The following is a 26,306-nucleotide window of genomic DNA, read 5'->3' as shown; positions in this document are numbered from 1 at the left end:
AAACGCCATGCTTAGCCGAGTCGCAGACAGCATTTACTGGATGGCACGCTACGTTGAGCGTGCCGAAAACCTCTCACGCCTCCTCCTTTCCACGCAGGACCTCCTGCTGGACGCCGGAGCCGAAGGCGTCGATGAAGCGCAGTTCTGGCAGCCCCTCCTCGCCACCACCGGCGATGAAGAGGCTTATTCCAAGCTGCATAAAAAAATCAAAGGCAAGGACGTCACCGAATTCCTCGCCGTGCGTTCTGACAATCCCAATTCGATGCTCAACAGCATCCGGGCCGCCCGTGAAAACGCGCGCACCGTGCGGGATCAGATCTCCGATGAGATCTGGGAGTCGCTGAACTCCCTGCGGCTCTTCGTCGAATCCGCCGAAGGCAAGGCCATGCATCGCACCCAGAGCGCCGCCTTTTACGAGCGCGTCCTCCGCGGTTCTTATCAGTTCCAGGGCATCGCCGATTCCACCACCCCACGCGGTGAGATCTGGCACTTCCTCCGCCTCGGCACCTGCCTGGAGCGTGCGGACAAAATGTCCCGCCTGCTGGACACCTGCTCCGGCCTGTCCCTCGAACTCCCGCCCCATGCGCAGGCCCGCCCTCTGCGTTGGGCTGCCCTGCTGCGCTCGTGTTCTGCCTGGCATGCGTTCCAAGCCCATCACCGCCGCCTGGATCCCTGCAAAATCATTGCCTACCTTCTGCTCGATGAAACCTTCCCGCGCTCCATCGCTTGCTGCGTCGCTGAAGCGGAAACGGCCCTGAAATCACTCTGCGCGGATGCCGGTCTCAAAGGCATGCCCTTGCCTCTGCGCCACGTGGGCCGTTTGCGCGCGGATCTGGCCTACACCACCGTTGAAGAAGTGCTCGCCACCGGCCTGCATGAATACATCGACGATCTTCAGCTTCGCCTGAATCAGATCGGCGAGGCCATCTTCCAGACCTTCGTACAGCACGCCGAACTCTCGCAACTCAGCGACGACGATGCCCCCGTGGAAAGCATCGCCCCAGGTGCCTACCACGCCCACGCCGACGAAGATCTCCAGGTCCAGCAACAGCAGCAGCAACAACAACAGTAAAAATATCGTTGGCATCCCCTGCTGCTCGCCATGCGATTCCGCGTCTTCCACCGTACCCGCTACGTCTATCGTGCTGCGGTTCGTGACAGCTACAACGAAGTGCGTTTGCGTCCCGTCACGGACGACAAATCACGCCTCGAATTCTTCCTGCTCAACGTCAAGCCGCCTGCCCGGCTCCAGCACTTCCGGGACAACTGGCTCAACTACGTTCACTACTTCGACATTCCAGAGCCGCATAAAGATCTGATCATCGAGTCCCAATCGACGATCAACACCACCAATCCCTACAAGGACGGCAAACCCCTCGGCGTTCGCTTTGAAGCACTCAAAACTGAGACCGACGAAATGGTCTCCCCTTTTTTGGGCACCAGCCGCTACGTGGAAGTTACACCCGAAGTCTGGCGGCTCGGCATCGACATCCGCAACGACAGCAACGACGTTTTTGAAACCGCCGAGGCCGTGATGCACCACATCTTCCGCGAGTGGACCTACGCTCCCAGCAGCACCACCGCCTCCACGCACATGAATGAGGTGCTGGAGAAGAAACAAGGCGTCTGCCAGGACTTCACTCATCTCATGATCGGCATCTGCCGCTCCCTCGGCATTCCGGCCCGTTACATCAGCGGTTATCTCTACAACGGCCCCGACTCCCACTTGCGCGGCGCCCAGGCCTCCCACGCCTGGTGTGAGGTCCACATTCCCGGCAAAGGCTGGTTCGGCCTGGACCCCACTAACGACACCCTGGCCGACGAACGCCACATCAAAATCGCCACCGGCCGTGATTACCAGGACGCCGCCCCCGTCTCCGGTCACTTCGATGGTCCTCCCGGAGCCACGGCGGCCCTTCAGGTTGAGCTCGAAGTCAGACGCCTCGACGGCTGACGTCTGCGAGAATCTTCCGTTGTCTTTCCAACCCCGCCCGCTACATTTCTGCCATAGCGGGCCGCGCAACGGGGTTGGAAAACTTCAAAACCGATTCAGGAGCGAGGCTCCCAGAATCAATATTAAGTTTTTATGGGGTTGTTCTCTCTTCCGGTGGTGAAAATAGGGTCTGTGTCGATGGATGGCACGGAACCGGTCCTGATGCTCGGTCCTTGCGTGATCGAGAGCGAAGAATTCATCTGGAGCGTGGCCGAAAAACTCGGTGCCATGGCGCAGCAGTACGGCTGGCGCTGGATTTTCAAAGCCTCCTACGACAAGGCCAACCGCAGCGCCATTTCCTCCTACCGCGGCCTCGGCTGCGAGGCCGGCTGCAAACTCCTGGCCCAGATCGGCGGAAAACTCGGCGTACCCGTCACGACAGACATCCACAGTGTCGAGGAAGCCCGGCAGGCTGCGGAACACATCGACCTCCTGCAAATCCCCGCCTTTCTCTGCCGCCAGACAGATCTGATCGTCGCTGCCGGCGAAACCGGCCGCGCAGTGAATGTCAAAAAGGGCCAGTTCCTCGCCCCGTGGGACGTGCGTAATATCGCTGACAAGCTGGTCAGTGCCGGCTGCCAGAATTTCATGTTCACCGAGCGCGGCACCACCTTTGGTTACAACAACCTCGTCGCTGACATGCGATCTCTCTACTGGATGAGGGAGCTCGGATATCGTGTGGTGATGGACGCGACGCACAGTGTGCAGCGCCCCGGCGGTCTTGGCACCGCCACCGGCGGTGATGGCAAGCTGGCCCCCGTGCTCGCCCGCGCCGCCGTCGCCACAGGATGCGACGGCGTGTTCATGGAAACGCACCCGGATCCTGCCAACGCCTTTTCAGACGGCCCCAATCAAATCCCGCTTTCGCAGATCGCTGAAGTGGTGGAAACCTTGCGGAAGATTCATGGCCTCGTTCGTGACATCACTTGAGCTGCTCTACCACCGCAGACTCGCGGTATCCATCACGCTCGGCGTGCTGGCGGGCCTCGTCATGTTCGCCACCGCCCAGCAGTCGGCGCCGGCGGACTCCGGCATCAGCGCTTTCTTGCAGATGGTCCCGCCCGGAGCCGTGAACAAGGGCGCGTTCATCCCCTCCTTCGACTCCACCGGCCGTCGCACCTCGCTCATCACCGCAGACATGCTCCGCCGGGTGGATGACGAACGCATCTACGCGGAAAACCTCGTGGTCCAGATGTTCAATCCCGATCCGAAAAACGACGTCCGCATCGATCTCAAGACTGCTTTTTATCAGATGGCAGCCAGCGGCGGCATCCTGCGCAGCACGGAGCGCAGCCACGTCAGCAGTCCCACCTTCGACATTGAAGGTGACAGCCTCATCTTTGACACCGCAAAAAATCAGGGACGGATGACAGGAAACATCCACATGGTCATCTTTGACAGCAGCACTCTCAGCGGCGAGGTACCACCCCCCGCTGAATCACGCCCCTCCAAGTGATATGAAGACGTCGTCCATACTGTACATTGCCCTGCTGGTCAGCAGCGTTGGCGCGTTGGCTCAAGGCCCCGGCGGCACACGCCCCCTCTTTGATTTCCGCAAAAAGAAGGTCGATGAAGACACCAAGGCCAAGGCGATCGATGCCGCCAAGGACGCCGTCAAACAGGTGCCCGATGCCGTGAAGGACAAGGCCAAGGAACTGCTCCTCTCACCCGACAGCGCTGAAATGCGCCAGAAGGCGTTGCAGGCTGCCCAGTCGATGATCCAAGGCCAGGGCACCGCTTCCAGCCCGGCAGCGGCTACGCCCCCCGCCGCCGCAGATACCCCACCTGCTTCTGCCCCAGCACCAGCCCCCATGGTGGCGGTCGTTGAAACGCCTCCTCCACCACCCTCGGGCCCGCAGCCCAAACCTTTGCAGCCCTTGAACCTGGACGAGGCCCCCAAAGCCACCAAAGGCCAGATCGATATCACCGCTCAAAAAAGTGCGTTCTTTGATGCCAATAACAATTATGGCATCTATACTGGCGACGTGAAGGCGCGCCATCCTCAGATGTACATCGAGTGCGAGGAATTGGAACTCTTCATGGCCAAGCAAGGCGGCAGCGTCCTCGGCGCCCCCAAGCCCAAAAAGGTCGGCCCAGCGGCCAAAGATGCGGACATCCTCGCCGCTCCCAAAAAAGCCGCCAACACCGCCCCCCCCATCGACAAGGCCGATGCCCGCGGCCCCATGGTCACCATCGAGAAAATCTCAGAGGATGGCGAACTCCAGATCGGCCACTGCAAGCACCTCATTTACGACGGCAAAACCGAGCAGACCACCCTCCTCGAATGGCCGCAGGTGCAGGCTGGCAATCAGCTCCACAAGGCCACTGAAGCAGGCTGCATCATGGTCATCGACAAGACTGGCAAGCTGACCACCACCGGTGGCCATGAGACCATCATCCTTCAGGGAGATGAAGTGACGCCTCGTAGGAGTGGCTCGAATTCGCCCGCACCCGCACCGCAGTGAACATGGCTCCGCGAAAGAAAAGAATGAAGGATGCTGGTGGCCGGGAATCCCTGCCCGCCTCAGAACCTGCAGAATCCTGGCAGACCGCGCCTGATGCGGGTACGCCAAGGCCCATCATTCCAGACGAGAACACCCTCCTGCACACCGAAGGATTGAAAAAAGTCTACGATGGCCGCGCCGTGGTCAACGGCGTCGACATCGAAGTCAAAAGCGGCGAGATCGTCGGCCTGCTCGGCCCGAACGGTGCTGGCAAAACCACCACCTTCTACATGATCGTCGGCCTCGTGCAGCCCAACGGCGGCAAGGTGATGTTCGATGGCAAGGACACCACCAATCAGCCGATGTACATGCGCTCCCGGCTCGGCATGGGCTACCTCCCGCAGGAGGAGTCCATCTTCCGCCGCCTTACCGTGCGTGAAAACATCATGGGCGTCATGGAGACTCAGCCCTACACGCGCCAGGAGCGCGAGGAGCAGACACAGTCCCTGATGGAAAAGTTCGGCATCGATCATGTGGCGGACAATCTCGCCATCACCCTCAGCGGTGGTGAAAAGCGCCGCCTCACCATCGCCCGCTCCCTCGTCACCTCGCCGAAGCTGCTCATGCTCGACGAGCCCTTCAGCGGCGTTGATCCCATCGCCGTCAGCGAGATCCAGGAGATCATCCGCATGCTCCGCAGCGCCGGCCTCGCCATTCTCATCACCGACCACAACGTCCGTGAAACCCTCAACATCGTGGACCGCGCCTACCTCATCTTTGAGGGCAGGGTGCGCCGCCACGGCAGCAAAGACTTTCTCGTCAATGACGATGAAGCCCGTCGCCTCTATCTGGGCGAAGGGTTCACCATGTAATTTTTAGTCCAACCAAAAAAGGAGAACCACCATGCAAAAACACAACGTCAACCTCCCCATCATCGTCACCGCACGACACATGGAAGTCACCGATGCGATCCGCGATTACGCCCACAAGAAGATCGAAGGACTCCACCTTGATTACCCCCGCATCATTGAGGCCAAGGTCGTGCTCGACGTGCAGAACCATCACCGCCACATCGCGGAAATCATCCTTTTCTGCGCCGACCACATCGTCATTGAAGTGAAGTCCGTCACCGAAGACATCTATGCTTCGATCGACGAAAGCGCTGCCAAGATCGCGCGGCGCATGCGCAAGTACAAGACCCGCCTGCTCAAAAACCACCGCCCGCGCAAGGAAGTCTCCATCCGCCACATCGAGGAGCAGGTCTTCCATCAGGAAGTGCTGCACACCGAGGACGAGCACATTGAGCCCGCCTACGTGCACAAGGAAAAGTACAAAATCCGTCCTCTCTATGCCGACGAAGCCATCATGGATCTCGAAATCAGCGAGCGTCCCTTCGTGATCTTCCACAATCAAAAGACCCACAAGCTCGCACTCCTGTTCCGTCGCAAGGACGGCGACTACGGCCTCATCGAGCCCGAAATGGAAGCCGCCTCCAACGGCGCTGCCAAGTAAGGCAAAAACAGTCAATTAACTCACCCACGGAGCGGCCTGAATTCAGGCCGCTTCTTTTTTATGGCTCCGCCCCATGTGCTCGGACAGCAGAAATAGTTAAAGCGTTTTAAATAGTTTTGTGTCGGATAAATCCAGGGCAGCCAAAGCGGTTCTCCCTCTCCCCGCCCCTGACGCACGACGACAGCTAATCACTTTCCTTGGGGGAGAGGGTCGGGGTGAGGGGATTAGCTTTGTGTCCTCACGATGTGAGGAGTCATGAGGCTATAAAATAATTTAGAATGCACCAATAGCATTACATACCATGAAGCATTGAAAAAAAGACCTGGCTTGCTGTCCTCAGTGAATGATGTTTCTCGCTGCTTTCATTAGGCCTGGAGTTCCGCCATTCCTCGCCACGGTGCTGCTCTCTTTCGTCATCCCGTTCCGCTTTACACCAGCCCTGAAGGGGCTGCGGATTACAGCCCAGGGTCAGCCGAGCCTCAGCGAGGCGACCCTGGGTTGGCTCCCACCAAATGGGAAAGCAAACCCATGACTTTCTTCACTCGCCGCGTCCACCAGCAGCGCCATCCCGCATCCCCGACACAGTGATTGGCGCGCGTTGCCACACCCTCCCAAGTTCACCATTGATACCTTCGGACAAACCAACTCACCCACGGAGCGGCCTGAATTCAGGCCGCTTCTTTTTTGTGCCTTGCCAGATACTGCCGGCAGTTTTCCTCGCCCATGTACTTGGCCAGCAGACGCGCATCCGTCTCCGTGAAATCGACCATGATCAGGCCATCCACCACCGACGAGAAATCCTTGTCCACGTTGAAGCTCAGCAGCGTCGCGTTCAGCTTCAGGTAGTGCTTCAGCAGAATCGGGATGCCCTTGCCATCTGTCTCCAGGCTGGAGATCAGCGCCGAGCAGTCGTCCACGTTTTGCAGATCCGCACTGATGAACTCACGCATCATTCGGCGCGTGCGCATGTACCGGAAAGGATTGCGCGCCTTCACAAAACTCGACAGATGCGGGTGCATCCGGTTGTCCTGCAGGAACTCCACGATCATCTTCCGCGACAGGCTGCTGTAGTCCTTGCTGATGCTCACCGGGCCAAACAGCTTTTTGTAATGCGGATTCCGCGCGATCCAGTGCGCGATGCCCTTCCACAGCAGCGGCAGGGAGGCCAGATTGCGCTGGTAGGCCTTGATGATGAAGCTGCGCCCCATCTCCACCGCATGCTCCAGATTCGCCAGGAACGGCTTTTCAAACCGGAACAGCGTGCTGGTGTACAGACCTTTGGATCCATACTCGCGCAGAATGATGTCAGCACGCCCCAGCCGGTAGGCCCCTGCCACACATTCCTTCTCCTCATCCCACAGAATGAGGTGCTCGTAGTAGCGGTCGTACTTGTCGATGTCGATGTCATTGCCGCTTCCCTCGCCGACTTCTCGGAAGGTGATCTCGCGCAGTCGCCCGATCTCTGGCAGCAGCGCCGGGATCTCATGCGAGTGCGCCTGATAGACGGACAAACCGCCCTGTCCCACCAGGCGTCCGCCACGTGCACGGATGCGGTCGATTTCTTCCACCATATGTTCCTGCTGGGTTTCAGAGGGTGGAGTGATCGTGATGTTTTCACCCGTCACCGTCAGTTTGGCGCTCTCCTCGTGGCCACGCTGATGCAGCACGAACGTATGGATGCGCAGGTAGCGCGTGAGGGATTCATCATCCTCAAATTTCTTCAGGCGTGAATAGGGGATGGGCTGCCCCACGTTCATCTGCACCGGCGTGTTCGCGCGGTTGCAAAATTCACGCAGCAGCAGGCCCGTGCGCAGGCGCGGGTGGATCATTCCGGCGGCATGAAACAAGGCGCTGTTGGAGCCGGGGAAATACACCGGCAGCACGGTCGCCTGCGTGCGGCGCACCAGCGATCCCACATGGTTGCTCCAGGCGGGTTCATCGATGCCGCGTCCAGGTTTGTAGGAGGCCACTTCACCAGCCGGAAAAATGATCAGCGCACCGCCGCCGCGCAGCAGCCGGATCGCCTCCTTCATCGGCGCCAGGTTGCGCTTCGCAGCACCTTCTCCGCCAAAGGGGTCCACTGGAATGACATGATCTGCCAGTTCCTTCATGGCCAGCAGCAGGGAATTGGTCATCACCTTCAGATCCGGCCGGAACTGCCCCGCCCAGCGGGCCAGCATCACGGGGTCAATGACCCCAAACGGATGATTCGCCACGATGATCAGCGGCCCCTGTTTCGGAAACTCAAACTCAGCCGGCAGATCCACTTCTTCCTGCAGACTCAGCGAATGCGCCACAGAATCAAACCACGCGAAGGCGTTCGGGTGTTGCGGGTGCAGCTTGAACAGCCGCGCAGACTCCTCGTAGCATTCATTGAAACCGCGCAGCCCCAGCGCCTTTTCCAAGGTAGGGCCGACCAGGCGGTAGATCCGTCGCTGAAATGGGGTTTTGAGATGCTCGCTAAGATCGATAACCATGAGAACGGTCCACCCATCCTCTCGAATGCGCTTCAATCAAGCGCCATCCGCGTTTCGATTTTGCCATTCTTAAAAATGAAAAATTCAGTTGAGTGCATTCTGGATTTGACTCATCCAGAACTCCGCTCGGGCGGCAAAGGTCAGTTCATCTTTTTGATACAAAACCCCCCGCGACACATTCACCAGCAGCGGCGCTTTCCGCCCGCTGCCTTTCAGCGCCGCCAGATCACCCCCCTGGGCGCCCAGACCCGGAATCAGCAGCGGCACATCGGGGATGTGGTCCAGCACATCCGGTGCCGCATTCGTCAAACCCACCACCAGGCCCGCCTGCGGATGCCCGGCGGTCATCGCGGCCACCAGTTCATACACCTGGCGGTCACCCGTGGGCTGCAGCTCAATGTCCTTCGCACCCGGATTCGAGGTCACCCCCAGCAGGTACAGCCCCTTGTCCGTGTATTTCAAAAACGGCTCCAGCGTGTCGCGGCCCATGTAGGCGTTCAGCGTCACCGCATCCACGTTCATCGCCTCAAAACAGGCCTTGGCGTAATAACCCTGCGTCTCACCGATGTCCCCGCGCTTCACATCCAGCACCACCGGGATCTCCTTCGGGATCTCTTTCAAAATCTCCTCCAGCATCTTCATCCCGCGCCAGCCCAGCGCCTCAAAGTAGGCCGAGTTCGGCTTGAACGCCGCCGCATACGGCGCCGTCTGCTCGATCACATCCAGAATCCACCGCTTCGTCGATTCCTCCGCATTTTCCGCCCGCACATCCAGCCCCACGCAGAGATTGGATCCAGTCTTGGCGATGCGCTGATTCAGTTTGTCGAGAAAAGTCATGGCAAATGGCTTGGCACAGCCTGAGGCGTCGAGCAAGGGCCTTGGTAAACGATCACTGTGGCCAAAACGGGCGGCTTGACGAGCTCAAGCCTGGGGAGCCGCCGATCAAAACTAAATTCCCTCAAAAGTCCTGACTTTGAAGCGAACGTTTCCATTGTGGCGGCTGTAATCGATCTTCTTCATCAAGTTCAGCAGCAAGACCTCTCGTTCCTGCCCTGGGTAATCCGAGGGCCCCTGCCACTTGTTCGCCGCTTGCAGCATGGCCAGCAAATGCACAAGCTTCTGTTCCAGTCTGGCCTCATCCGGGACGAGATTCCGCAAGCGATGCAGGCTCCTCAGCAGCAGCAGCGGTCCAGCCAGGAACACCTGGCTCAGCGCATAAGCCAGTCCCGTCATCTGGGCTCCGCGGTGAGTGCCTGCCGTTTCTGCGCCTCCGCCAAAATCATGATAAAAGGCCGACTCCGAGTAGCTTTGGAATCCCTCGCCCTTTTTCCAAGTTCGCCACCCGCTGAAGGAAATGCAGGCCAACCCCAGCAGGGCTGTCCATGGAGCGGCCCTCGTGGACAAGGCGCATGAGTCTAGAACCATCGTCGCGCCCTGCTCGAAGAAAAGCCACGCCAGCACATAACACACCACGCTGCCCGCCAGACCGAATACTCCCCAGATGACCTGGCTGCGGTTGAATGCTGAAATCATAGGAGGCACTCTAGGTGGCGGTGGCAAATCTGAGCCAGAAAAAATTTGTGCCCGGCCATCCCGCCCGCCATCGTGCCCCCCTTTCCCGATGAGCACCCCTTCCGCCAGCAAGCCCCTCGTGGGCATCATCATGGGCTCCAGTTCCGACTGGCCCACCCTCCAAAACGCCGCCCAGGTGCTCACCGACTTTGGCATTCCCTTTGAAAAGAAAGTCGTCAGTGCCCACCGCACCCCCCAGCTGCTCTACGATTACGCCACCACCGCCTCGGACCGCGGCCTCAAGTGCATCATCGCCGGTGCCGGCGGTGCCGCCCACCTCCCTGGCATGACCGCCAGCATGACCACCATCCCCGTCCTCGGCGTCCCCGTGCAAAGCCGCGCCCTCAGCGGCGTGGACAGCCTCTACTCCATCGTCCAGATGCCCGGCGGCATCCCCGTCGCCACCTTCGCCATCGGCAATGCAGGCGCCCTGAACGCCGGACTCTTCGCCGTCTCCATGCTCGCGAACGACAATCCCGAGCTCGTCGCCAAACTGAAAACTTTCCGCGAGCGCCAGACCCAAAAGGTGCTCGAAAGCCAGAAGGAACTCGAAGTCGAACCCAAGGCATGAAGTTCCCGCCTCCTTCGACCATCGGCGTCCTCGGCGGCGGCCAGCTCGGCCGCATGCTCGCCCTTGAAGCCCGCCGCGCCGGCCATCGCATCGCCATCTTCACCGACGAACCCCAGGGCTGCCCCGCCGGACAGTTCGCCGACGTCGAAATCAACGCCGCCTACGATAACACCGCTGCCCTGAACAACTTCCTGCAGCAGGTCGATGTCGTCACCGCCGAGTTCGAAAACATCCCCGGCACTTGCCTCGCCGCCGTCGAATCGGTAAAACCCCTGCGCCCCGGTGCCAAGGCCCTCATCACCACCCAGCACCGCGAGCGCGAAAAAAACTTCCTCCGCGATCAAGGCATCGCCTGCGCCCCCTTCCGCGTCATCGACGACCTCGCCGGACTCGAAGCCGCCGTCGCCGAACTCGGCCGCCCCTGCGTCATCAAAACCGCCGCCTTTGGCTACGATGGCAAAGGCCAGTGCAAAGTCACCGCCGAAACCAACCTCGCCGAAGCCTGGAGCGGCTTCACCGGCCAGCGCGCCGTCGTCGAGCAATGGGTCACCTTCGTTTGCGAAGTCTCCGTCGTCGGCGCCCGCGGCATCGATGGCAGCATGGCCACCCACGGCTGCGTGGAAAACCAGCACACCCACCACATCCTCGACGTCACCATCGCACCCGCACGCGTGGAACCGCAAATCGTTGAACAAGCCATCGCATTGTGGAAAGCCGTCGCCGAAGGCCTCGACTACGTCGGCACCATGGCCGTCGAAATGTTCGTGACGAGTGATGGAAAAGTCATCGTCAACGAAATCGCCCCCCGGCCTCACAACAGCGGCCACTACACCATCGACGCCTGCCGCACCAATCAGTTCCAGCAGCAGCAGCGCGCCATCTGCGGCCTCCCCCTCGGCGATGCCACCCAGCACACCCCCGCAGTGATGATCAATCTCCTCGGCGACGTCTGGCCCGCCCCCCTCGTCCACCCCGACTGGTCCCCCGTCCTCAATCACCCCCGCGCCAAACTCCACCTCTACGGCAAACGCGAAGCCCGCTCCCGCCGCAAAATGGGCCACTTCACCGTCCTCGGAGACACCATCGACCAGGCCCTCGCCGACGCTCTCGACATCCGGAAGGCCTTGGGAATCGGTGAATAAACGAAAGCTGACACGTGCTCGCGAACGCGACAGCGTCGTGGAGTGCGGTGGGAAGCGCAGCGCCACACCGCTTTCGAGCCGGTGCAGAATGCGCAAAGTCCGAAAAAACCACGTCCGGCTGCCAAAAGCGGTGTCGCCGATGCAGGCTTGCGCCTTGCATCTCGGTCACCGCACTCCACGACGCTGGCGCGCACTCGCATGCGCCATGCCTCTCTCACGCACCGCAACACTCCGCAATCACCTCGGGAAAAAACACCTCAAAGTCCTCCCGAAACCCTTCATAGTGCTCCTCCAGCACCGCTACCGCAGCCGCCAGATCAAACGGAAACCGCAGTCTCCGCGACATCCGCCTCAGCGTCGTCTCGATCCCCTCCAAAGTCGCATAGGAGCACAGCCAGTCCCCGGTCCGCATGTGCTCCAGCACCGCGCACGCCTCGGCGGGAATGTGCTCCTGCACCTGCTGCACCGAGTCATAAAAACCGTGCACAAATTCTCCCAGCGGTTCCTTGCTATGCACATTCCAGCCCTTAGCCAGGAAGTGATCATAAAACACATCCGTCAGCACCCCGCCATAGCGCCGAAACGGCTTCTCAAACCTCCTCACACTCCGCCTCACCAGCGGATGCGCATCCGTGAACGCATCAATCGACCGATGCCTCTCAATCCCCCGCTGAAACCCCTCCGGCAGCCCCACCATCTCCCACGGCCCCACCCAGTCCGGCAGCAAATTCCCTACCCGAAACTCCACCTCCGGCTCCGACAAGTAAAGATGGGCCAGCCAGTTCATTGAAGCAGAATGACCGATTTTCTGCGAAAATCGAGCCCTTCATATGTTCAGATGCCTCGATTGGACTGAAGTGGACTAGCGCAGCTTTTTCGTATTTAAGAGCTGGGAAAAATGAACCAGCGTCACGATTTCCACCTCATCAAAAAGCACCCGGTAAATGATGCGGTAAGACGCTACATGAACTTCTCGCACATCCAAATCCGGTGCCTCATGGACTGGATGTCCCACCTGCGGATGAAGAGCGAGAACATCCGTTCGTTCGATGATTCTGGCTGCCATTCGATCCGCATAAAACACCGAATCTTTGGCGATGTAGGACCTTATGGCCCGTAAATCCTTCCGTGCCTGGCTGGACCAGAAAACATTCACGCGACCCCGAATTCGCGTTTGATGCTGGCCTGTGAATGACGCCGGCCCGCATTCAAGTCAGCAAGACCGGCCTCGATTTTCTGACGCACAAAAATCTGCTGCATCACGTCATCCCATGAAGCAGAAGCGGGAAGCTTGTCGATCAACCTCCGAGCTTGGTTCTTGGCGCTGACTGCCTTGGTCTTAGCTTTCATAAATTAAGATGCCCTTGTTAGCGCATTTCTCAAGATCGCACTTTAACTCGCCAGGGTTGCAGAAAGCCAACGACACGACGCTTCGCGCGCTCAAAAACGTGAGCCCTACACCTTCACCCACGTCTTCTTCTCAGAGCTCTCCAAGATCGCCTCGCACAGTTTGATTTCGTGGTGGCCGTCTTCGGCGGTGGCAAACAGGACCGGGGTCTGCTTGCCGCTGGCGATGTGCTCGTAAATGGCACGGTAGTGCATTTTGTGGCCGTCGCTGAAGCCTTCGGCGTGGCCGGGGGGGTAGTCGGTGTAGTTGGCGACGTCTTCGAGGAATCCGGGCGTGCCGCGCTGGAGGATTTGATTTGGTTCATCGCGGCGGCCCAGCGTGATTTCGTTCGGCTGCTGCAGGTCCCAGCGCACGCTGCCCTTGGTGCCGTAGATGCCGAAGCTCAGGCTGCATTTCCAACCTGCGGCCACCTGCGAGATGCTTGCATTCGCATGCACGCCATCTGCAAAACCGTGCTTCGCCTTGCCAAATTTGAGCAGCACGCTGCCGAAATCCTCGGTGTCCACCGGGTAGTCCACCATCTTCTTCGGGTCCACCTTGGCAAAGGTCTTCACTTCGCCCTTCGGACGTTTGCGGGTTTTGTAAAAGGTCTCAATGTGGGCAAAGACGCTCTGCGTTTTGGCACCGAGCACGAAACCGACGGCGTCGATCCAATGGGTGCCCACATCGCCCACGGCGCGCAGTTTGCCGCCTTCGCTGGAAAGGATGCGCCAGTTGTAGTCGGTTTCATGCAGCAGCCAGTCCTGGAAGAAATGACCTTGGACGTGGATGATCTTCCCGAGGTCACCTCGTGCTACCATGGCGCGCATCTGGAGGATGGCGGGGAAGAAGCGGCACATGTAGTTCACTGCAAAAACCGGGCCCTTCTTGCCACCCTTGCGCACGGCATCCACCACGAGCTGCGTGTCCTTGGAGGTCATGCCCAGCGGCTTCTCGCAGATCACATGCTTGCCCATCTCCAGCGCATGCAGGCACTGCTCCACGTGCACCTTGTTGGGGGAGGTGATGTGCACCACGTCGATGTTTGGGCTGGTGTACATCGCCTCGTAATCGTAGTCGCCGTAGATTTCCGGGATGCCCCACAGATTTCCCACCTGGCGTGCGCTTTTGGTGGAGCCGCAGATGCCGTTCACGGTCACGCCGAGACGTTTAAGTGCCTCAATATGAACAGGTCCAATGAAGCCGGTGCCGATCACGCCGGCGCGAAGTTGATGAAGGGGTGTCATGCGGGTGCAGTGAAGCGCGAGGAGGGGCTTGGTCAATGCAGCAAAGTACTCGCGGCATCATTTGGTGGATCGCGCTGTATGATTTGGTGGATCATGCTGCGTTCTTAAGGATACTCAAAGTTCCTTCATGCCTCCTGCCTCCCATGCCTTTTCAGCAACCTCCGCAGCAGCCCTGCTGGAGGATGGCATGACTCCCCTGGAGGCGGGCGATGAAAAGCCCGGCGATGTCCTGGGTGACTTTCGGCTGATCGAAAAGCTGGGCGAAGGCGGCTTTGGCCTCGTGTGGCGGGCGGAACAGACGCACCCCGTGCGACGTGAGGTGGCATTGAAGCTCCTGAAGCGTGGCATGGACTCGCGGCAGATCCTCGCCCGCTTTGATCAGGAGCGCCGCATGCTGGCCGCCATGGAGCACCCCTGCATCGCCACCATGCTGGATGCGGGCATGTCCCCGGACGGGCGGCCCTTTTTTGTGATGGAACTGCTGCGCGGCAGGCCCATCACCGCGTTTTGTGAAGAGCACCATTTGACGCTACGGGAGCGCATCACGCTGTTTCGGGAGGTCTGCAGTGGCGTGCAGCACGCGCACCAGAAGGGGGTCATCCACCGCGACCTGAAGCCCACCAACATCCTCGTCACCGAGGTGGATGGGCGGCCCATGCCCAAGATCATCGACTTCGGCATCGCCAAGGCGCTCGCGTCCGGCGGCATCGAGGCCATGACCTTCGCCACGCAGGCGAATTTCGTGCTCGGCACGCCGCAGTACATGTCTCCGGAGCAGATCGAAGACGTGGGCAGCGTGGACACCCGGAGCGACATCTACGCACTGGGAACCGTGCTCTACGAAATGCTCACCGGCAGCCCCCCCTTTGCCGAACTCACCCGGCAGGGCCAGACCCGCCAGGAGTTCTGGCGCATCATTCGCGACAAAAATCCGCAGCGTCCTTCCACCAGTTTCACCACCACGATCCTTGCTGCGTCCTCACCCGCCCAAGAGAGGCGCATGGATGTGTCCAAGCTGCCGGCGGATCTCGACTGGATCGCCCTGCGTGCGCTGGAAAAAGAGCCCCAGCGCCGCTACCAAAGCGCCGCCGAGTTCGCCGCCGATTTGCAGTGCTTCCTCGATGGCGCACCCGTCTCCGCGCATCCGCCCAGCAAGTCCTACATCGCCTCGCGCTGGATCAGACGGCATCGCGTGGCTTTTGCAGCCGCTTGCTTCAGCGTGCTGGCATTGGTCACAGGTGCAGGCGTGGCCATCTGGCAGGCCAAGCTGGCCCGGGAGGCGCAGGGGCGGGCGGAGTCCGAGGCGCTGCGCAGCCGTGAGTCCGCTTCATTCCTCACCGGTCTGCTCAAGGAAGTCGCCGAGGAAGTGCGCAACGGCCGGAATCCCGAGGCCCTGCGGCTGGCGCTCATCACCAGCCAGCAGCGCATCGAGGACATGCGCCAGGATCCCGATCTGCAGATCGAGCTCATGAACCAGGTGGCCCGTTTGTTCGATCTCATGAGCGACCGCAAGCTGTCTCTTGTGGCATTGCGGCGCACGGCGGAGCTTTCGGCGGCAAGGCTGGGGCCGGAGAATCCGGCGGCACGTGAGGCCGCCTTTCAGCACCTCATCATGGCCGTGGACCACGGGTCCCGGATCGAGGCGGTGGAGCTGCTCAAAGCGCTGCGCAGGCACATCGAGCAGCATGAGGGGCGGGGCAGCCAGAACTGGTTCCGGGCGCAGGGCATGCTGGTGCGCGCATGGACGAAGCTGCGCCGTGGCCAAGATGCGGCGCAGGCCAGTGCGGAGGCCGTGGCGGAGGCGCGGCAGAAGCAGCTCCGTGGAACTGCGCTGCATGACATGCTCATGATCAACGCCGCGGCGCTGGAGTCTGCGCGGGAGTTTGATGCGGCTGAGAAGCAGATTCAGGAGTGCATCGCCCTGGCGAAGCAGAATGGCGATCTGGGGAAGCACCAGTGGGAGTTTGATATCCGGCTGGTGGAACTCATGATCCATCGTGGCAACCATGCGCGAGCTGCTGCAATGCATGGCGAGGTGGTGCAGCGACTCCGGCAGCTGCCGGACGCTCCCAATCTGCCGCATCAGCTCATCTGGCTGGCGGAGATCGAAAATCGCGCCCGTTTGCATGATCAGGCCATCCAGCACACGCAGGAGGCCATCGAACTCATCAAAACGCGCACGGCCGCCATCTCCCAGGAGGATGCCCGCGCCAACACGCTGCGGGAGGACATGCAGGTGGCGTTTGAGGCGCAGAGTGCTGCTTATCGCGGCTTGAAGCAACCGGACGCAGCCATCGCCGCGGCGAAGGAAGGCCTGCGTGTGGCGCAGCAGGGCGGCAATGAGACCTTCATGACCCGCGCGCTGGCGGCGCTGGCGGGGGCGCAGGAGTCTGCCGGGCATCTTGAGGAGGCCTGGGAGCTGCACCGCCAGCTCTATGAGAACCACGCGGAGCACAACGCCACCTATAAGAACCGTTTGGACGATTTGAGGGAAATGACGCGCATCCGGCTGCGCCAGAAGCGTTTTGAGGACGCGATGGCCCACGCGCGGGATGCCTGGTGCCAGACGCTGGCGGAGCCTTCCTCGCAGCTTGAGCCGGATTATCTCGAATACATGGCCGACTTCGCCCTCAAGACCTGGAAGACGGTCCTGGCCGCCTGCCCGACGGCGGCGGTGCCGGAGGAGGTGGGGGCCTGGGAGAAAGCGGCGGGGGTCAAGGGGGCGAAATGAGGGGGTAGAGGGGGCGGATGGAGGTCAAGAATCGTCATGGCGCCGGGGGATGGACAGAGGACGTTTTTGTGTGTCGAATCTGGCAATCTTGCAGGTTGGTTGCGGTTGAGGAGGTTTTGGGGACGATTTGGAGGAGATTTGGACAGGATTCACAGGAGGGCAGAATGGACAGGATTTTAGGGATGGGGTTCTGACACGCTGCTGTTGCTGGCGGTGTTTGAGGGTGATGGAGGGCGCGCTGAATTTTGGCAAAGGAATGAAGGAGCAATGGAATGTTCCGGAATGGCTTTTGGGTTTCACTGCGGAGGCTGAGGTGAGGATGGGCCAGGCCGAGTTCCGAGCCGGAGTCTTTAACCACTGAGGAGACACTGACTGACACTGATGATGAGCCAAGGGTTCTGGAATCGCCGGATGGGATTGACCACGGAATACACTGAATACACGGAACCCGGATGGGTGGGACGGGACAGCGGGGCGAAGGAGGCGCTGAATTTTGGCAAAGGAATGAAGGAGCAAGGGAATGTTCCGGAAGATTCCTTTGTGCCCGGAGGCCGGAGTGGATTGACCACGGAGCCGAGCGAAGCGAGACAGACGACTGAAAGGAGCCCGGAGGGTGAGCGAAGCGAATCAATGCACTGAATGCACGAAACCCGGATGGGAGGGACGTGACAGCGGGGCGAAGGGGGAGGGCCGGAGATTTGGTAAAATCATTGGGGGTCAAATGATTTCAGAAGTGGGGAGGGAACCGGATCGGGAGGGCAGAGAGGCAGAGGGAGCAGAGATTGAAGTGGGATGGTGTGGTTTTATTAGCGTCATGTCAGCGTCACATCAGCGGTTAGAGCCTGACCGTTTTCACCGAGGGTTTCCGATCCAAGAAATCGACGGAGGAGGGGCCGGAGGGCGGTTGGTGGCGCGGAGGGGTGGTGCTTGAAGGAGAGGTTTTTTTACCGCTGATATGACGCTAATAAAACGCTGATAAAGGGATTCAGAAATGCCGTCGGGATGGATCCGGCCACGGAGCCGAGCGGAGCGAGACAGACGACTGAAAGGAGCCCGGAGGGTGAGCGAAGCGAATCAATGCACTGAATACACGGAGCCGAACGAAGTGAGACAGACAGCCGAAGGCTGCCCGGAGGGCAAGCGCAGCGCAGTCAACCCGGATGGGAGGGACGGGAGAGCGGGCCGAGGCGGGCCCGTTCTTCGCTATCCATCCTTCGCTAAAGCTTCCTTCTTCCCCCTTCGCTCTACGAGCTACGGAGGACACGTCGCTCTACCCGTTCTTCGCTAAAGCTACGAAGGGCTGGCTGAGCTACGAAGGACAGGCCTACGGGCTGGCGAGCTTCGAAGGGCAAGATGGAATCTTGGAGGCGCTGATTTTGGATGGGGAGGTGATCCTGGGGACGTGTTTCAATGCTTCCGAACTGGAGCGATGGAGCGCGCGCGTGATCTCCATCGCTGCCAGATGAGGGGAAAGTTAGAATCCGGCGGCCTGAAGCTGTGCGTCCAGATCAGCCAGGACTTTCTCAAAGGCATCTTCGTAGGCCTGGTTCCAGTTGGTGTTGCTGGCCACCTGTCCGGAGTTTTCGCCATGACCTTTGACTGTGAAGGTGCGGGTGGTGCCGCCTTTGCTCACGGTGACGTTGCATTGAATGATGGACTCGAACCCGAGCGACCACATGCCTGGCGTGAACCACGCCCAGAAAAGCTGAACGTTGGCAGTGGCGCGGTTGCCACTGGAGGGGGCGAGGGCATAGCCGCGGCGGGCAAAGGCTTCGGCGAGCAGGTCACGCACTTTCGTCTGGACGCTCTGACTTGCGGGAAGGGCGATGTCTCCCATCGCCTTGCCGAAGCCATTGCGCTGGCGGCCTACCATCCGCGCCTTATCCGCAGCATTCATGGCATTGTGGTCGCCGTTGATCGAAGGCGTCCGGGGGTCCGAGGGATTGTTTTGAAAAACACGCACATCGTGGATGGACGCGATGGTGACGGTTCCTTTGGCAGGAGGATGCTGCGCCGCAGGTATGGCGGGATTGATGGTGCGACGACCCAGAACGCAGCTAGCGAACAGGCATGGGAGAAGGACAAGGGCCAGACGGAGGATTTTCATTGTGGCATTATTCTTAATTGGATTGTTCAATTGGTGTCAATGCAGAAGATTTTTTAACCGCTGATCAGACGCTGATAAAGGCACCAGATTGGATCAACCACGGAAAACACTGAATACACGGAACTCGGATGGGCGGGACGGGAGAGCGGGCCGAAGGAGGCGCTGATTTTGGATGGGGAGGTGATCCAGGGGACGGGAGGGAGATGCGAGTGGCTTGGCTGGGCCGATTTTTCGCACCGCAGGTTTGCAAAATGCAGAAATGTTTCTTTTGGATCTGTTCTCTCTGTATTCTTAGGCTCTCAAAGGACTTGAGCATTGCGGATGCGTTAAGGATGGGTAATTACAACCGCATGTCGTTGATTCATTACTTCGAACATCCTGGTGGCCTATTTCGCACCTCTGGCGGACTTCCCAAAGAGCTCAAAGAGCAAATTTCTATAGTTGGAAAGGAGTTTGCGTTTCATCTCAAACGGGAAGCTCGTTTGCTTAAAATCCCACTGTCGGACATTGATGTCATGCGCAGTTCGCGCCTTCACGTGATTGAATCGGATGCAATGATTCAGTATTATTTTATCGACATGGGTGGCGATAATCACATTATTTATCAAAAGGTACCAGGGAAGGTTGATCGAACGCGTGCCATTGAAGCGCTCGAAGCCCAGGTTGGAAATGTGGTTTACGACTGGGCACATAGCACCAATGCTGATGTTAACGGGTTAATAAATGATCAATTGAAAAATGTTCAGATTTATTTTAAAGATATGAGAAGGTTTAGGTCGATGCGGCAAACTGAACATCCTCCCGAAATATTTTCGGGAATAGAGTCTTTTAGAAGAGACTTTCCTCCTGGTCAAAAGACGGCTTTCGTTGTGATGTCCTTTCAATCAACGCCCGCCCACGAAGCTATTGTGGAAACTCTTAAAAACGTGTTGGCCGGCCATAATATCATAGCCCTGCGAGCGGATGACAAAGAGTATACTGACAATCTTTACGGCAACATCCGCACCTACATGCATGCCTGCGATTTCGGGATTGCCGTTTTCGAACGGATCACAAGCAATGATTTTAATCCCAATGTTTCACTGGAAGTCGGATACCTCATGGGAATGGGTAGGAAAGTGCTACTTTTGAAAGATAAGACGTTACCCAGTTTACCCACCGACCTTGTTGGTCAACTCTACAAGCCTTTCGATCCTCAGAACATTTCTGGCACGATGCCAGCGCAGGTCGAAAAATGGTTGAAAGACAACGAGTTTATTTTGTCACCTAACACGGGCGATGTTCCAGCTTAGAGTGAAGGTTTGATAAGTTGCCCGCATCAATTTCCGGGCAATCAATTGAGCCTTAGCTTCGAGGTAGAATGCAAGTGTGTGAAGAGTTCAGATGTGTGCAGATGGCTACGGGCGCATCTCCTCAATTAATAGTATCTAGTTTATCCATATTTAGAGCATCCCAGAAGGAAACATGGGCATAAAAGTTAAAATCTGACCATTTGGTTACCCCCAAACGTTCAAAACCCGCTTTGATCTTAGACCTTAATTCTTCGCCGCTCTTTAACCCCGTGATTTCCGCCAGTTTCTGGAAGTGTTTATGCTGTGTAGCCCTAATGAAAAACGGGAATTTTCTACCGTAGCCGCAATAATAGAGTGTTTGGGGATACCATCTGGCATCTGGATTTATCGATGCTGCCATCAAGCATAGCAAATCCGCTTGCATGATTGCATCGAAAGGTAGGTCTCCTCTATTGGCCTGACGTTTTAGCAGTTCTGCCGCTGGGCTAAGAAGATTCGCCCCTAGAACCGACTTCAATGTATTGGAGGAGGCGTAGAAAATGTCGAATGTATCGAATCCATTCGGTGTCGAATCTTGATCTTCCACAAAGTAGTGTGTGAAAAATAAATCTCTAAGCAGATCAAACCTGCCCACTCGCAACAGGCCTGCTATAATATAAAGGAATACTTGGTACGCAAAAAGACGATGAGCCTCAAACCAGTTGTCGTTCCAAGAGGTTACTTCTTGCGGTTTTGCCTTCAATACTAGCAGCTTCTCAAGCATTTGGGAAAGATGTTCTTCGAATTCCCCTTTGGGGGGCTGAGCTGCTTCGATTAAAACCCAATCAACAATCACATCGCGAATCGGGCTTAGAAGATTGAGTGTATCAAAAACTTTTTGCCCGAAGTCAGATGTATTCGGAGCTGAGCGAACTCTGAGAGAGTCAATATATTCGTAGCAAAGATCTAAAAAATCCTGTCTATAAGGATTAAGTCCAGAACGCCCATGAGAAATTGCTTGTCTTAATGATTCAAATTTTGCGCGTGCTGGGCTTGTTGGAAGCGAATCATCTTGCTCTATGTAAGATGGCATCTTACCGAGCGCCGGTTTTTGGAAGAGCGGTTTACCATAAATTGCTCGAACTAGCTGTTCCCAGTTGCTGTTTACGAGTTCAGGGGAAGAAAAATTTATCCACTTGCGTGTTTTGACAAAAGTGGGAAGAAATGGCTCACCAGATTCGGAGATCTCGCAAATGATGGGAATGAACTTAGATTGTTCGACCTGTTTATATACTTCCTGAGAGATGATTTGTGATTCTGTTCCAACGCCAGATTTTCTGCCATCAGCCTTTGCGGTGTAGACGCGATCACAAATCATTAACACGTGAGTTACACTTGGGTCGGTCACCATTTTCTCCATGAAATAATTGGTGTCATGCCCCTCTTTTAAATCGTATTGATCGAGGAGAATTTCCACACCGTCAGAAATTAGGCGATCAGCCCAGTTGCGAACCATTTCGCAATGTGCGTCAGAACTCCAACTATAAGATATAAATGCTTTGGCAGGCATAATCACGTCTGGTCACATGCTACGTAAGGAATGAATGATGGCATTGTCGAGGTATTTATCTGGGCCGTGTTGAGCCCGAGAAAACGAGACGTCGCAACGGCGGCAAGTACCATGATACCAATTTAGGGCCGACTATTGCAAGCCTCATTGATTAATTGAAGTATTCGCGCAAGGGAATTTTCTGCATTCACCTCGTCGTCAATCTTTCCTTCAGTGACATATTCGGGTTCCGTAGCGATTGTAATGCATAGAGCTTCTCTAATTAATCGATCAAAGCGCGTATGGTTTGATGGATTAAGTGCTTGATTTGTCCGAAAATAATCTAGATCAATATCGAAGATATAGTCTCTATTTATAGAGTCTCTGACTGTAGCAGCTAGCAAGTCGTCTTCGATAGCAGCGTCACATAGCAAGCGATCGCATTCCTCATCGTGTGGACGTTTCGTGCAATTCGGCAAACAGTGTCCCAACAGATAGTGGATATGCGGCACTCTTTGATCATTCGATGGTGAATCATGCGCGAGCACGAAGGCCTCGCTTATAATGTCCGAATCCAACGCGGCTCGAATATGTTCGTCGTGCCATAGATCACTGGCGGCAGCAGCAACGCTGTTCACACAACAATAGTTTAAATTTCTGACTCGCTCAGCAGCTATCTCGTTCGAGGTGCGTTGTTTGCTTTGGCACTCTGAGTGCCAATGTGACCAGCGCAAAAACGCCGGCAGTGTGTCGGTATGGCGGTCTATAGTTAAAAGAAGCGGGGCAACTTCCACCGTGCGGCGTGCCTGAGCCCAAGGTATTATCGCTTCAGAGTGTCGCTCGAATACGTAGACAGGCACTCCACCGAGGATGGAATGAGGTTTCATAGTGGGCTCTTTTGAGGGAGAATCGATTCCTGATTGGAGATTTGAAGTGCGCATCGGTTTTAATTCTGTGTCCTGCTAGCTCACGTGATCGGTCACTGACGGAGTCGAACTCGATCATGACTTTCTCTATGGTTGTAATAGCATGTTCGTCGACGTAATAATATAAATTTGTATTGCGGAATATCATTTAAACGTGGTAAAAATCGCCGTCAACAGCCTGAAATTCACATAAACCATGGACCCTTTGCTTTATAATTTTCTCCTGATGTTTGGTTATGGCATCGCCGGTGCTTTAATGATGTCACTGGCTCTCACCATACTCGTGAAAGTGTGGAACTGGATCACGCCTATTGATGAGTGGGAAGAACTCAAAAAAGGAAATGTAGCCGTGGCAATTGTGATGGCGGCAGTCATCATCGCATTTGCGATTGTTGTTTCCTCCGCCGTGGCACCCGGACATTGATATGAAAGCCCTCGCCTTTATTTTGTTTTTTGCTTTTGGGATTGCGATAGCCCAGGATCTTACCCTTCGGGATGGCACGGTTCTCCGTGACATCAAGCTCCGGGAGAAAACCGACATAGGCATTCGAGTGATGCATGAGGGTGGTATTTTGTTTGTGGATTATTCGCGCATCCCTCTGCCCGATCTGTACACATGGGGGTTTGAACAGGCCAAATACGACCAAGCGTGGACGGTGGCGGGTGCACCCAAAGTGCCTGAAAATGATTATCGGCCTTCGCGTCTTTACCAATCGGTTGCACCCGCTGCGCCGGTCACTCCACCAATTCCAGCTGCCTCCTCTAGCAATGACACTTCTTCAGGTGTTAGACACCAGTGCGCAGCGACGACCAAGAAGGGATATCGTTGTTCTCGTCTTGCCCAAGCGGGCCGTTCGTACTGCTATCAGCATTGAAATAAGTATTTACCCCCAAGGAAGGTGTGGGTGAGATTTCTGTGTTTAGCCCTCCAGAATGTAGCCGATGGCGAGTTTTTGGAAGTGGTCGATTTCGTGGGCGGTGCGGGCGGGGGTCCAGTGGAGTTCGGTGGCCATGAGGGCGGCGACGCGGGGGGCGGCGGACATGGAGGCCTGGGCATCGAAGAGGAGGCTGCGGCTGCGGCGGGCGAGGACGTCCTCCACTGACAAGGCCATTTCGTGGCGGGTGTGGAAGATGACTTCGGCGCAGGTGACATCGAGCCGGGGGTGGACTTTGCCGGCGAGTTCGGGCTGCTGGTGGGCGAGGGCGCGGATCTCGGTGGCATCGCTGCCGTAGACGGCGAGGGGATCGTGGGGATCGAGGACGGTGGCGGAGCCGTGGATCATGAGGCCGGGGGTGATGCAGTGGCGCATGCCGAAGCCGCCGACCATTTCGGCGTGATCGATGACGTCTTCGGCCATGCGGCGGTAGGTGGTCCATTTGCCGCCGGTTATGGTGATGAGGCCGGAGTCTGCGACGAGGATGGTGTGATCCCGGGAGAGGGCGGCGGTGGTGCCGGAGTGGCCGTCTTTTTCCTTCATGGCGACGAGGGGGCGGAGGCCTGCGTAGATGCTGAGGACGTCGGAGGGGTGGGGATCGCGCGTGAGGTAGCGTGCGGCGTGCTGCATGAGGAAGGCGATTTCGTCTGGCAGGGCGCGGGGCTCGAGGGAGGTGTGGTGGACGGGGGTGTCTGTGGTGCCGATGATGACGCGGCCGTGCCAGGGGACGGCGAAGAGGACGCGGCCGTCGTCGGTCTTGGGGATCATGATGGCGGAGTCTCCGGGGAGGAACTCGCGGGGGAGGACGAGGTGGACGCCCTGGCTGGGGGCGACGATGTTTTCGGCCTTGGAGTCGTCCATGTGGCGGATGGCATCGACGAAGACGCCGGTGGCGTTGATGACGCAGTGGGCGCGGATTTCGTACTGGTGGCCGGATTCGACGCACTCGGCCTTCACGCCGATGATGTGGCCGTTTTTCTCCTTCATGAGGCCGCAGGCGCGGGTGTGATTGAGGACGATGGCGCCGTGATCGACGGCGGTGCGGGCGAGGTGGATGGCGAGGCGGGCGTCGTCGAACTGGCCGTCGTGATAAACGACGCCGCCGGAGAGGCCTTCGGTTTCGAGGGTGGGGAGGAGCTGGATCATGTCCTCCCGGGAGAGGGAGCGTGAGGGCTCGAGGCCGAGCTGGCCGGCGAGGGTGTCGTAGACCTTCATGCCGATGCCGTAGAAGGGGCCCTCCCACCAGTGGTAGCTGGGGATGACGAAGGGGAGGCTGTGGACGAGGTGGGGGGCGTTGCGGACGAGGAGGCCGCGCTCGCGGAGGGCTTCGAGGACGAGGGAGACATTGCCCTGCTTGAGGTAGCGGACGCCGCCGTGGACGAGCTTGGTGCTGCGGGAGGAGGTGCCTTTGGCGAAGTCGGACTGCTCGATGAGGACGACGGAGTGGCCGCGGGAGGCGGCATCGACGGCGGCGCCGAGGCCGGTGGCGCCGCCGCCGATGATGGCGATGTCAAAGGGGCCGGAGTGGGCGGTGAGCTGGGAGAAGAGGCGCTCGCGGTTCATGGGGGGAGTTTAGGGAGGGCGTGGGAGGAAGGGAAGCGCGGAGTGAAGGGGGGGGGGAAGATGGGAGATGGGAGATGGGGGCGAGGAGACAGGGAGGGGGTGGGACGTTCGGTTTTGCCGCAGAGGGGCGGAGGTAGCAGAGGGGGCGGAGATTGAATGATGCTGACGGAGCTTTGAAGGGAGGAGAGCTTGCTTGCGGTGGGGGGGCGGGAACCGCACACGGAGTGTGCGGACCACTTTGCTGACGCCTTTGCGAAGTTCCGTGGTGCAGTGGGCTGTTGAGGGGCGCGGAGCGGTGGAGGGGGAGGGGAGACTGCCGGGATGGTTGTGCGGCGGGGTGCATTCGGGGGTCGACAAGTGGGAGGGGGGTGCTAGGGTTTTGGTTCCTGTTTTACCAACCCTCATTTACACACATTCCATGTCCGACATCGCTCTTGCCAAAGGTGAAAAATTTCTCGAAGACAACGCCAAGAAGGAAGGCGTGACGGTGACCGCGAGCGGTCTGCAGTACAAGGTGATCACGCCGGGGACGGGGAAGAGCCCGAAGGCGACGGATACGGTGGAAGTGCACTACGAGGGGACGCTCATTGATGGGACGGTGTTTGACAGCAGCTACCGCCGCAAGGAGTCGATCGAGTTTCCGCTGAACCGCGTGATCGCGGGCTGGACGGAAGGTGTGCAGCTGATGCAGGAGGGGGCGAAGTATCGCTTCTACATTCCTTCGAAGCTGGCGTATGGCCCGCGTGGCGCGGGGCGTGACATCGGGCCGAATGAGGCGCTGATTTTCGATGTGGAGCTGATCAAGGTGAAGTGAGGTCTTGCTGAGACTGAGTGCTTTTTTTGCCGGGCGGTGCTGTGGTGCCGCCCGGTTTTTTTTGG

24 protein-coding genes and 1 pseudogene are annotated in these 26,306 nt (G+C 58.1%); 14 read left to right on the top strand and 11 right to left on the bottom strand.

What is annotated here, in order from left to right:
• The first annotated feature begins 7 nt into the window (after positions 1-7).
• The 7 genes from AC3RLQ_RS20200 to hpf all read left to right on the top strand — a co-directional run bounded on the left by AC3RLQ_RS20200 (position 8) and on the right by hpf (position 5,949).
• Positions 8-1,072: an alpha-E domain-containing protein gene (locus AC3RLQ_RS20200; RefSeq protein WP_493030448.1), complete on the top strand. Its 1,065-nt coding sequence runs from the start codon at positions 8-10 to the stop codon at positions 1,070-1,072.
• A 30-nt stretch (positions 1,073-1,102) separates the two neighbouring features.
• Positions 1,103-1,954: a transglutaminase family protein gene (locus AC3RLQ_RS20195; RefSeq protein WP_493030447.1), complete on the top strand. Its 852-nt coding sequence runs from the start codon at positions 1,103-1,105 to the stop codon at positions 1,952-1,954.
• A gap of 132 nt (positions 1,955-2,086) precedes the next feature.
• The gene (gene kdsA, locus AC3RLQ_RS20190) at positions 2,087-2,923 is read left to right on the top strand and encodes a 3-deoxy-8-phosphooctulonate synthase (protein ID WP_493030446.1); all 837 of its coding nucleotides are present in this window, start codon (positions 2,087-2,089) and stop codon (positions 2,921-2,923) included.
• The gene (locus AC3RLQ_RS20185; RefSeq protein WP_493030445.1) at positions 2,910-3,449 is read left to right on the top strand and encodes a hypothetical protein; all 540 of its coding nucleotides are present in this window, start codon (positions 2,910-2,912) and stop codon (positions 3,447-3,449) included. Before kdsA ends, AC3RLQ_RS20185 begins: the two co-directional genes overlap by 14 nt.
• Before the next feature lies 1 nt (position 3,450).
• Positions 3,451-4,458 carry an LptA/OstA family protein gene (locus AC3RLQ_RS20180; protein WP_493030444.1) on the top strand — a complete coding sequence of 336 codons (1,008 nt, stop codon included), beginning with the start codon at positions 3,451-3,453 and terminating at the stop codon, positions 4,456-4,458.
• A gap of 2 nt (positions 4,459-4,460) precedes the next feature.
• On the top strand, positions 4,461-5,309 hold the full coding sequence (lptB, locus tag AC3RLQ_RS20175) for an LPS export ABC transporter ATP-binding protein (RefSeq protein ID WP_493030443.1): 849 nt from the start codon (positions 4,461-4,463) through the stop codon (positions 5,307-5,309).
• 31 nt (positions 5,310-5,340) lie between these two features.
• On the top strand, positions 5,341-5,949 hold the full coding sequence (gene hpf, locus AC3RLQ_RS20170; RefSeq protein ID WP_493030442.1) for a ribosome hibernation-promoting factor, HPF/YfiA family: 609 nt from the start codon (positions 5,341-5,343) through the stop codon (positions 5,947-5,949).
• Between the two features lie 668 nt (positions 5,950-6,617).
• On the opposite strand, the gene AC3RLQ_RS20165 is transcribed toward hpf, so the two are convergent.
• The 3 genes from AC3RLQ_RS20165 to AC3RLQ_RS20155 all read right to left on the bottom strand — a co-directional run bounded on the left by AC3RLQ_RS20165 (position 6,618) and on the right by AC3RLQ_RS20155 (position 9,959).
• Positions 6,618-8,426, bottom strand: a complete 1,809-nt coding sequence (locus AC3RLQ_RS20165; RefSeq protein WP_493030441.1) for a bifunctional lysophospholipid acyltransferase family protein/GNAT family N-acetyltransferase — start codon at positions 8,424-8,426, stop codon at positions 6,618-6,620.
• An 84-nt stretch (positions 8,427-8,510) separates the two neighbouring features.
• Positions 8,511-9,263, bottom strand: coding sequence for an orotidine-5'-phosphate decarboxylase (pyrF, locus tag AC3RLQ_RS20160; protein WP_493030440.1), 753 nt, complete (start codon positions 9,261-9,263; stop codon positions 8,511-8,513).
• Positions 9,264-9,374: 111 nt separating this feature from the next.
• Positions 9,375-9,959 carry a hypothetical protein gene (locus AC3RLQ_RS20155; protein WP_493030439.1) on the bottom strand — a complete coding sequence of 195 codons (585 nt, stop codon included), beginning with the start codon at positions 9,957-9,959 and terminating at the stop codon, positions 9,375-9,377.
• Positions 9,960-10,047: 88 nt separating this feature from the next.
• Here AC3RLQ_RS20155 and purE point away from each other — a divergent pair, with 88 nt between their 5' ends.
• Together purE and AC3RLQ_RS20145 are read left to right on the top strand one after the other, a co-directional pair.
• The gene (gene purE, locus AC3RLQ_RS20150) at positions 10,048-10,569 is read left to right on the top strand and encodes a 5-(carboxyamino)imidazole ribonucleotide mutase (RefSeq protein WP_493030438.1); all 522 of its coding nucleotides are present in this window, start codon (positions 10,048-10,050) and stop codon (positions 10,567-10,569) included.
• Positions 10,566-11,711 (top strand): 5-(carboxyamino)imidazole ribonucleotide synthase, encoded by a 1,146-nt coding sequence (locus AC3RLQ_RS20145; protein ID WP_493030437.1) that lies wholly within the window; start codon positions 10,566-10,568, stop codon positions 11,709-11,711. Before purE ends, AC3RLQ_RS20145 begins: the two co-directional genes overlap by 4 nt.
• Before the next feature lie 214 nt (positions 11,712-11,925).
• Here AC3RLQ_RS20145 and AC3RLQ_RS20140 read toward each other — a convergent pair whose 3' ends face one another.
• From AC3RLQ_RS20140 to AC3RLQ_RS20125, 4 genes are all read right to left on the bottom strand, one after another.
• Positions 11,926-12,498 (bottom strand): acyl carrier protein phosphodiesterase, encoded by a 573-nt coding sequence (locus tag AC3RLQ_RS20140; RefSeq protein WP_493030436.1) that lies wholly within the window; start codon positions 12,496-12,498, stop codon positions 11,926-11,928.
• 75 nt (positions 12,499-12,573) lie between these two features.
• Positions 12,574-12,867 carry a type II toxin-antitoxin system RelE/ParE family toxin gene (locus AC3RLQ_RS20135; protein WP_493030435.1) on the bottom strand — a complete coding sequence of 98 codons (294 nt, stop codon included), beginning with the start codon at positions 12,865-12,867 and terminating at the stop codon, positions 12,574-12,576.
• Complete coding sequence (locus tag AC3RLQ_RS20130) at positions 12,864-13,061, bottom strand: hypothetical protein (RefSeq protein ID WP_461527577.1); 198 nt, start codon at positions 13,059-13,061, stop codon at positions 12,864-12,866. Before AC3RLQ_RS20130 ends, AC3RLQ_RS20135 begins: the two co-directional genes overlap by 4 nt.
• Positions 13,062-13,166: 105 nt before the next feature.
• On the bottom strand, positions 13,167-14,345 hold the full coding sequence (locus AC3RLQ_RS20125) for a Gfo/Idh/MocA family protein (RefSeq protein ID WP_493030434.1): 1,179 nt from the start codon (positions 14,343-14,345) through the stop codon (positions 13,167-13,169).
• A gap of 127 nt (positions 14,346-14,472) precedes the next feature.
• On the opposite strand from AC3RLQ_RS20125, the gene AC3RLQ_RS20120 reads away from it, so the two are divergent.
• Positions 14,473-17,076, top strand: coding sequence for a protein kinase domain-containing protein (locus AC3RLQ_RS20120; protein WP_493030432.1), 2,604 nt, complete (start codon positions 14,473-14,475; stop codon positions 17,074-17,076).
• 1,474 nt (positions 17,077-18,550) lie between these two features.
• Here the strand turns inward: AC3RLQ_RS20120 and AC3RLQ_RS20115 are convergent.
• Positions 18,551-19,183, bottom strand: coding sequence for a YajG family lipoprotein (locus tag AC3RLQ_RS20115; RefSeq protein WP_493030431.1), 633 nt, complete (start codon positions 19,181-19,183; stop codon positions 18,551-18,553).
• A gap of 332 nt (positions 19,184-19,515) precedes the next feature.
• Between AC3RLQ_RS20115 and AC3RLQ_RS20110 the strand changes: the two genes are divergently transcribed.
• Entirely contained in the window at positions 19,516-20,475 is a 960-nt protein-coding gene (locus AC3RLQ_RS20110; RefSeq protein WP_493030429.1) for a TIR domain-containing protein, read from the top strand.
• 121 nt (positions 20,476-20,596) lie between these two features.
• On the opposite strand, the gene AC3RLQ_RS20105 is transcribed toward AC3RLQ_RS20110, so the two are convergent.
• Both AC3RLQ_RS20105 and AC3RLQ_RS20100 read right to left on the bottom strand, forming a co-directional pair.
• A complete protein-coding gene (locus AC3RLQ_RS20105) occupies positions 20,597-22,024 on the bottom strand; it encodes an SEFIR domain-containing protein (protein ID WP_493030428.1) in 1,428 nt (475 codons plus the stop codon).
• 122 nt (positions 22,025-22,146) lie between these two features.
• On the bottom strand, positions 22,147-22,890 hold the full coding sequence (locus AC3RLQ_RS20100; RefSeq protein ID WP_493030427.1) for a peptide arginase family protein: 744 nt from the start codon (positions 22,888-22,890) through the stop codon (positions 22,147-22,149).
• A gap of 235 nt (positions 22,891-23,125) precedes the next feature.
• Here AC3RLQ_RS20100 and AC3RLQ_RS20095 point away from each other — a divergent pair, with 235 nt between their 5' ends.
• Together AC3RLQ_RS20095 and AC3RLQ_RS20090 are read left to right on the top strand one after the other, a co-directional pair.
• Positions 23,126-23,353 carry a DUF350 domain-containing protein gene (locus tag AC3RLQ_RS20095; RefSeq protein ID WP_493030426.1) on the top strand — a complete coding sequence of 76 codons (228 nt, stop codon included), beginning with the start codon at positions 23,126-23,128 and terminating at the stop codon, positions 23,351-23,353.
• 1 nt (position 23,354) lies between these two features.
• Positions 23,355-23,804 carry a hypothetical protein gene (locus tag AC3RLQ_RS20090; protein ID WP_493030425.1) on the top strand — a complete coding sequence of 150 codons (450 nt, stop codon included), beginning with the start codon at positions 23,355-23,357 and terminating at the stop codon, positions 23,802-23,804.
• Between the two features lie 45 nt (positions 23,805-23,849).
• Here the strand turns inward: AC3RLQ_RS20090 and AC3RLQ_RS20085 are convergent, their stop codons facing one another.
• Positions 23,850-25,427, bottom strand: coding sequence for a glycerol-3-phosphate dehydrogenase/oxidase (locus AC3RLQ_RS20085; protein ID WP_493030424.1), 1,578 nt, complete (start codon positions 25,425-25,427; stop codon positions 23,850-23,852).
• A 430-nt stretch (positions 25,428-25,857) separates the two neighbouring features.
• Here AC3RLQ_RS20085 and bamJ point away from each other — a divergent pair.
• Positions 25,858-26,241, top strand: a pseudogene (bamJ, locus tag AC3RLQ_RS20080) (BamJ family beta-barrel-assembly machinery protein); the annotation flags it as partial.
• Positions 26,242-26,306: the final 65 nt, after the last annotated feature.

The organism is Prosthecobacter sp. GW821-HT29F12 (assembly GCF_058803405.1).
This window is presented reverse-complemented; position numbering and strand designations above follow the sequence as displayed.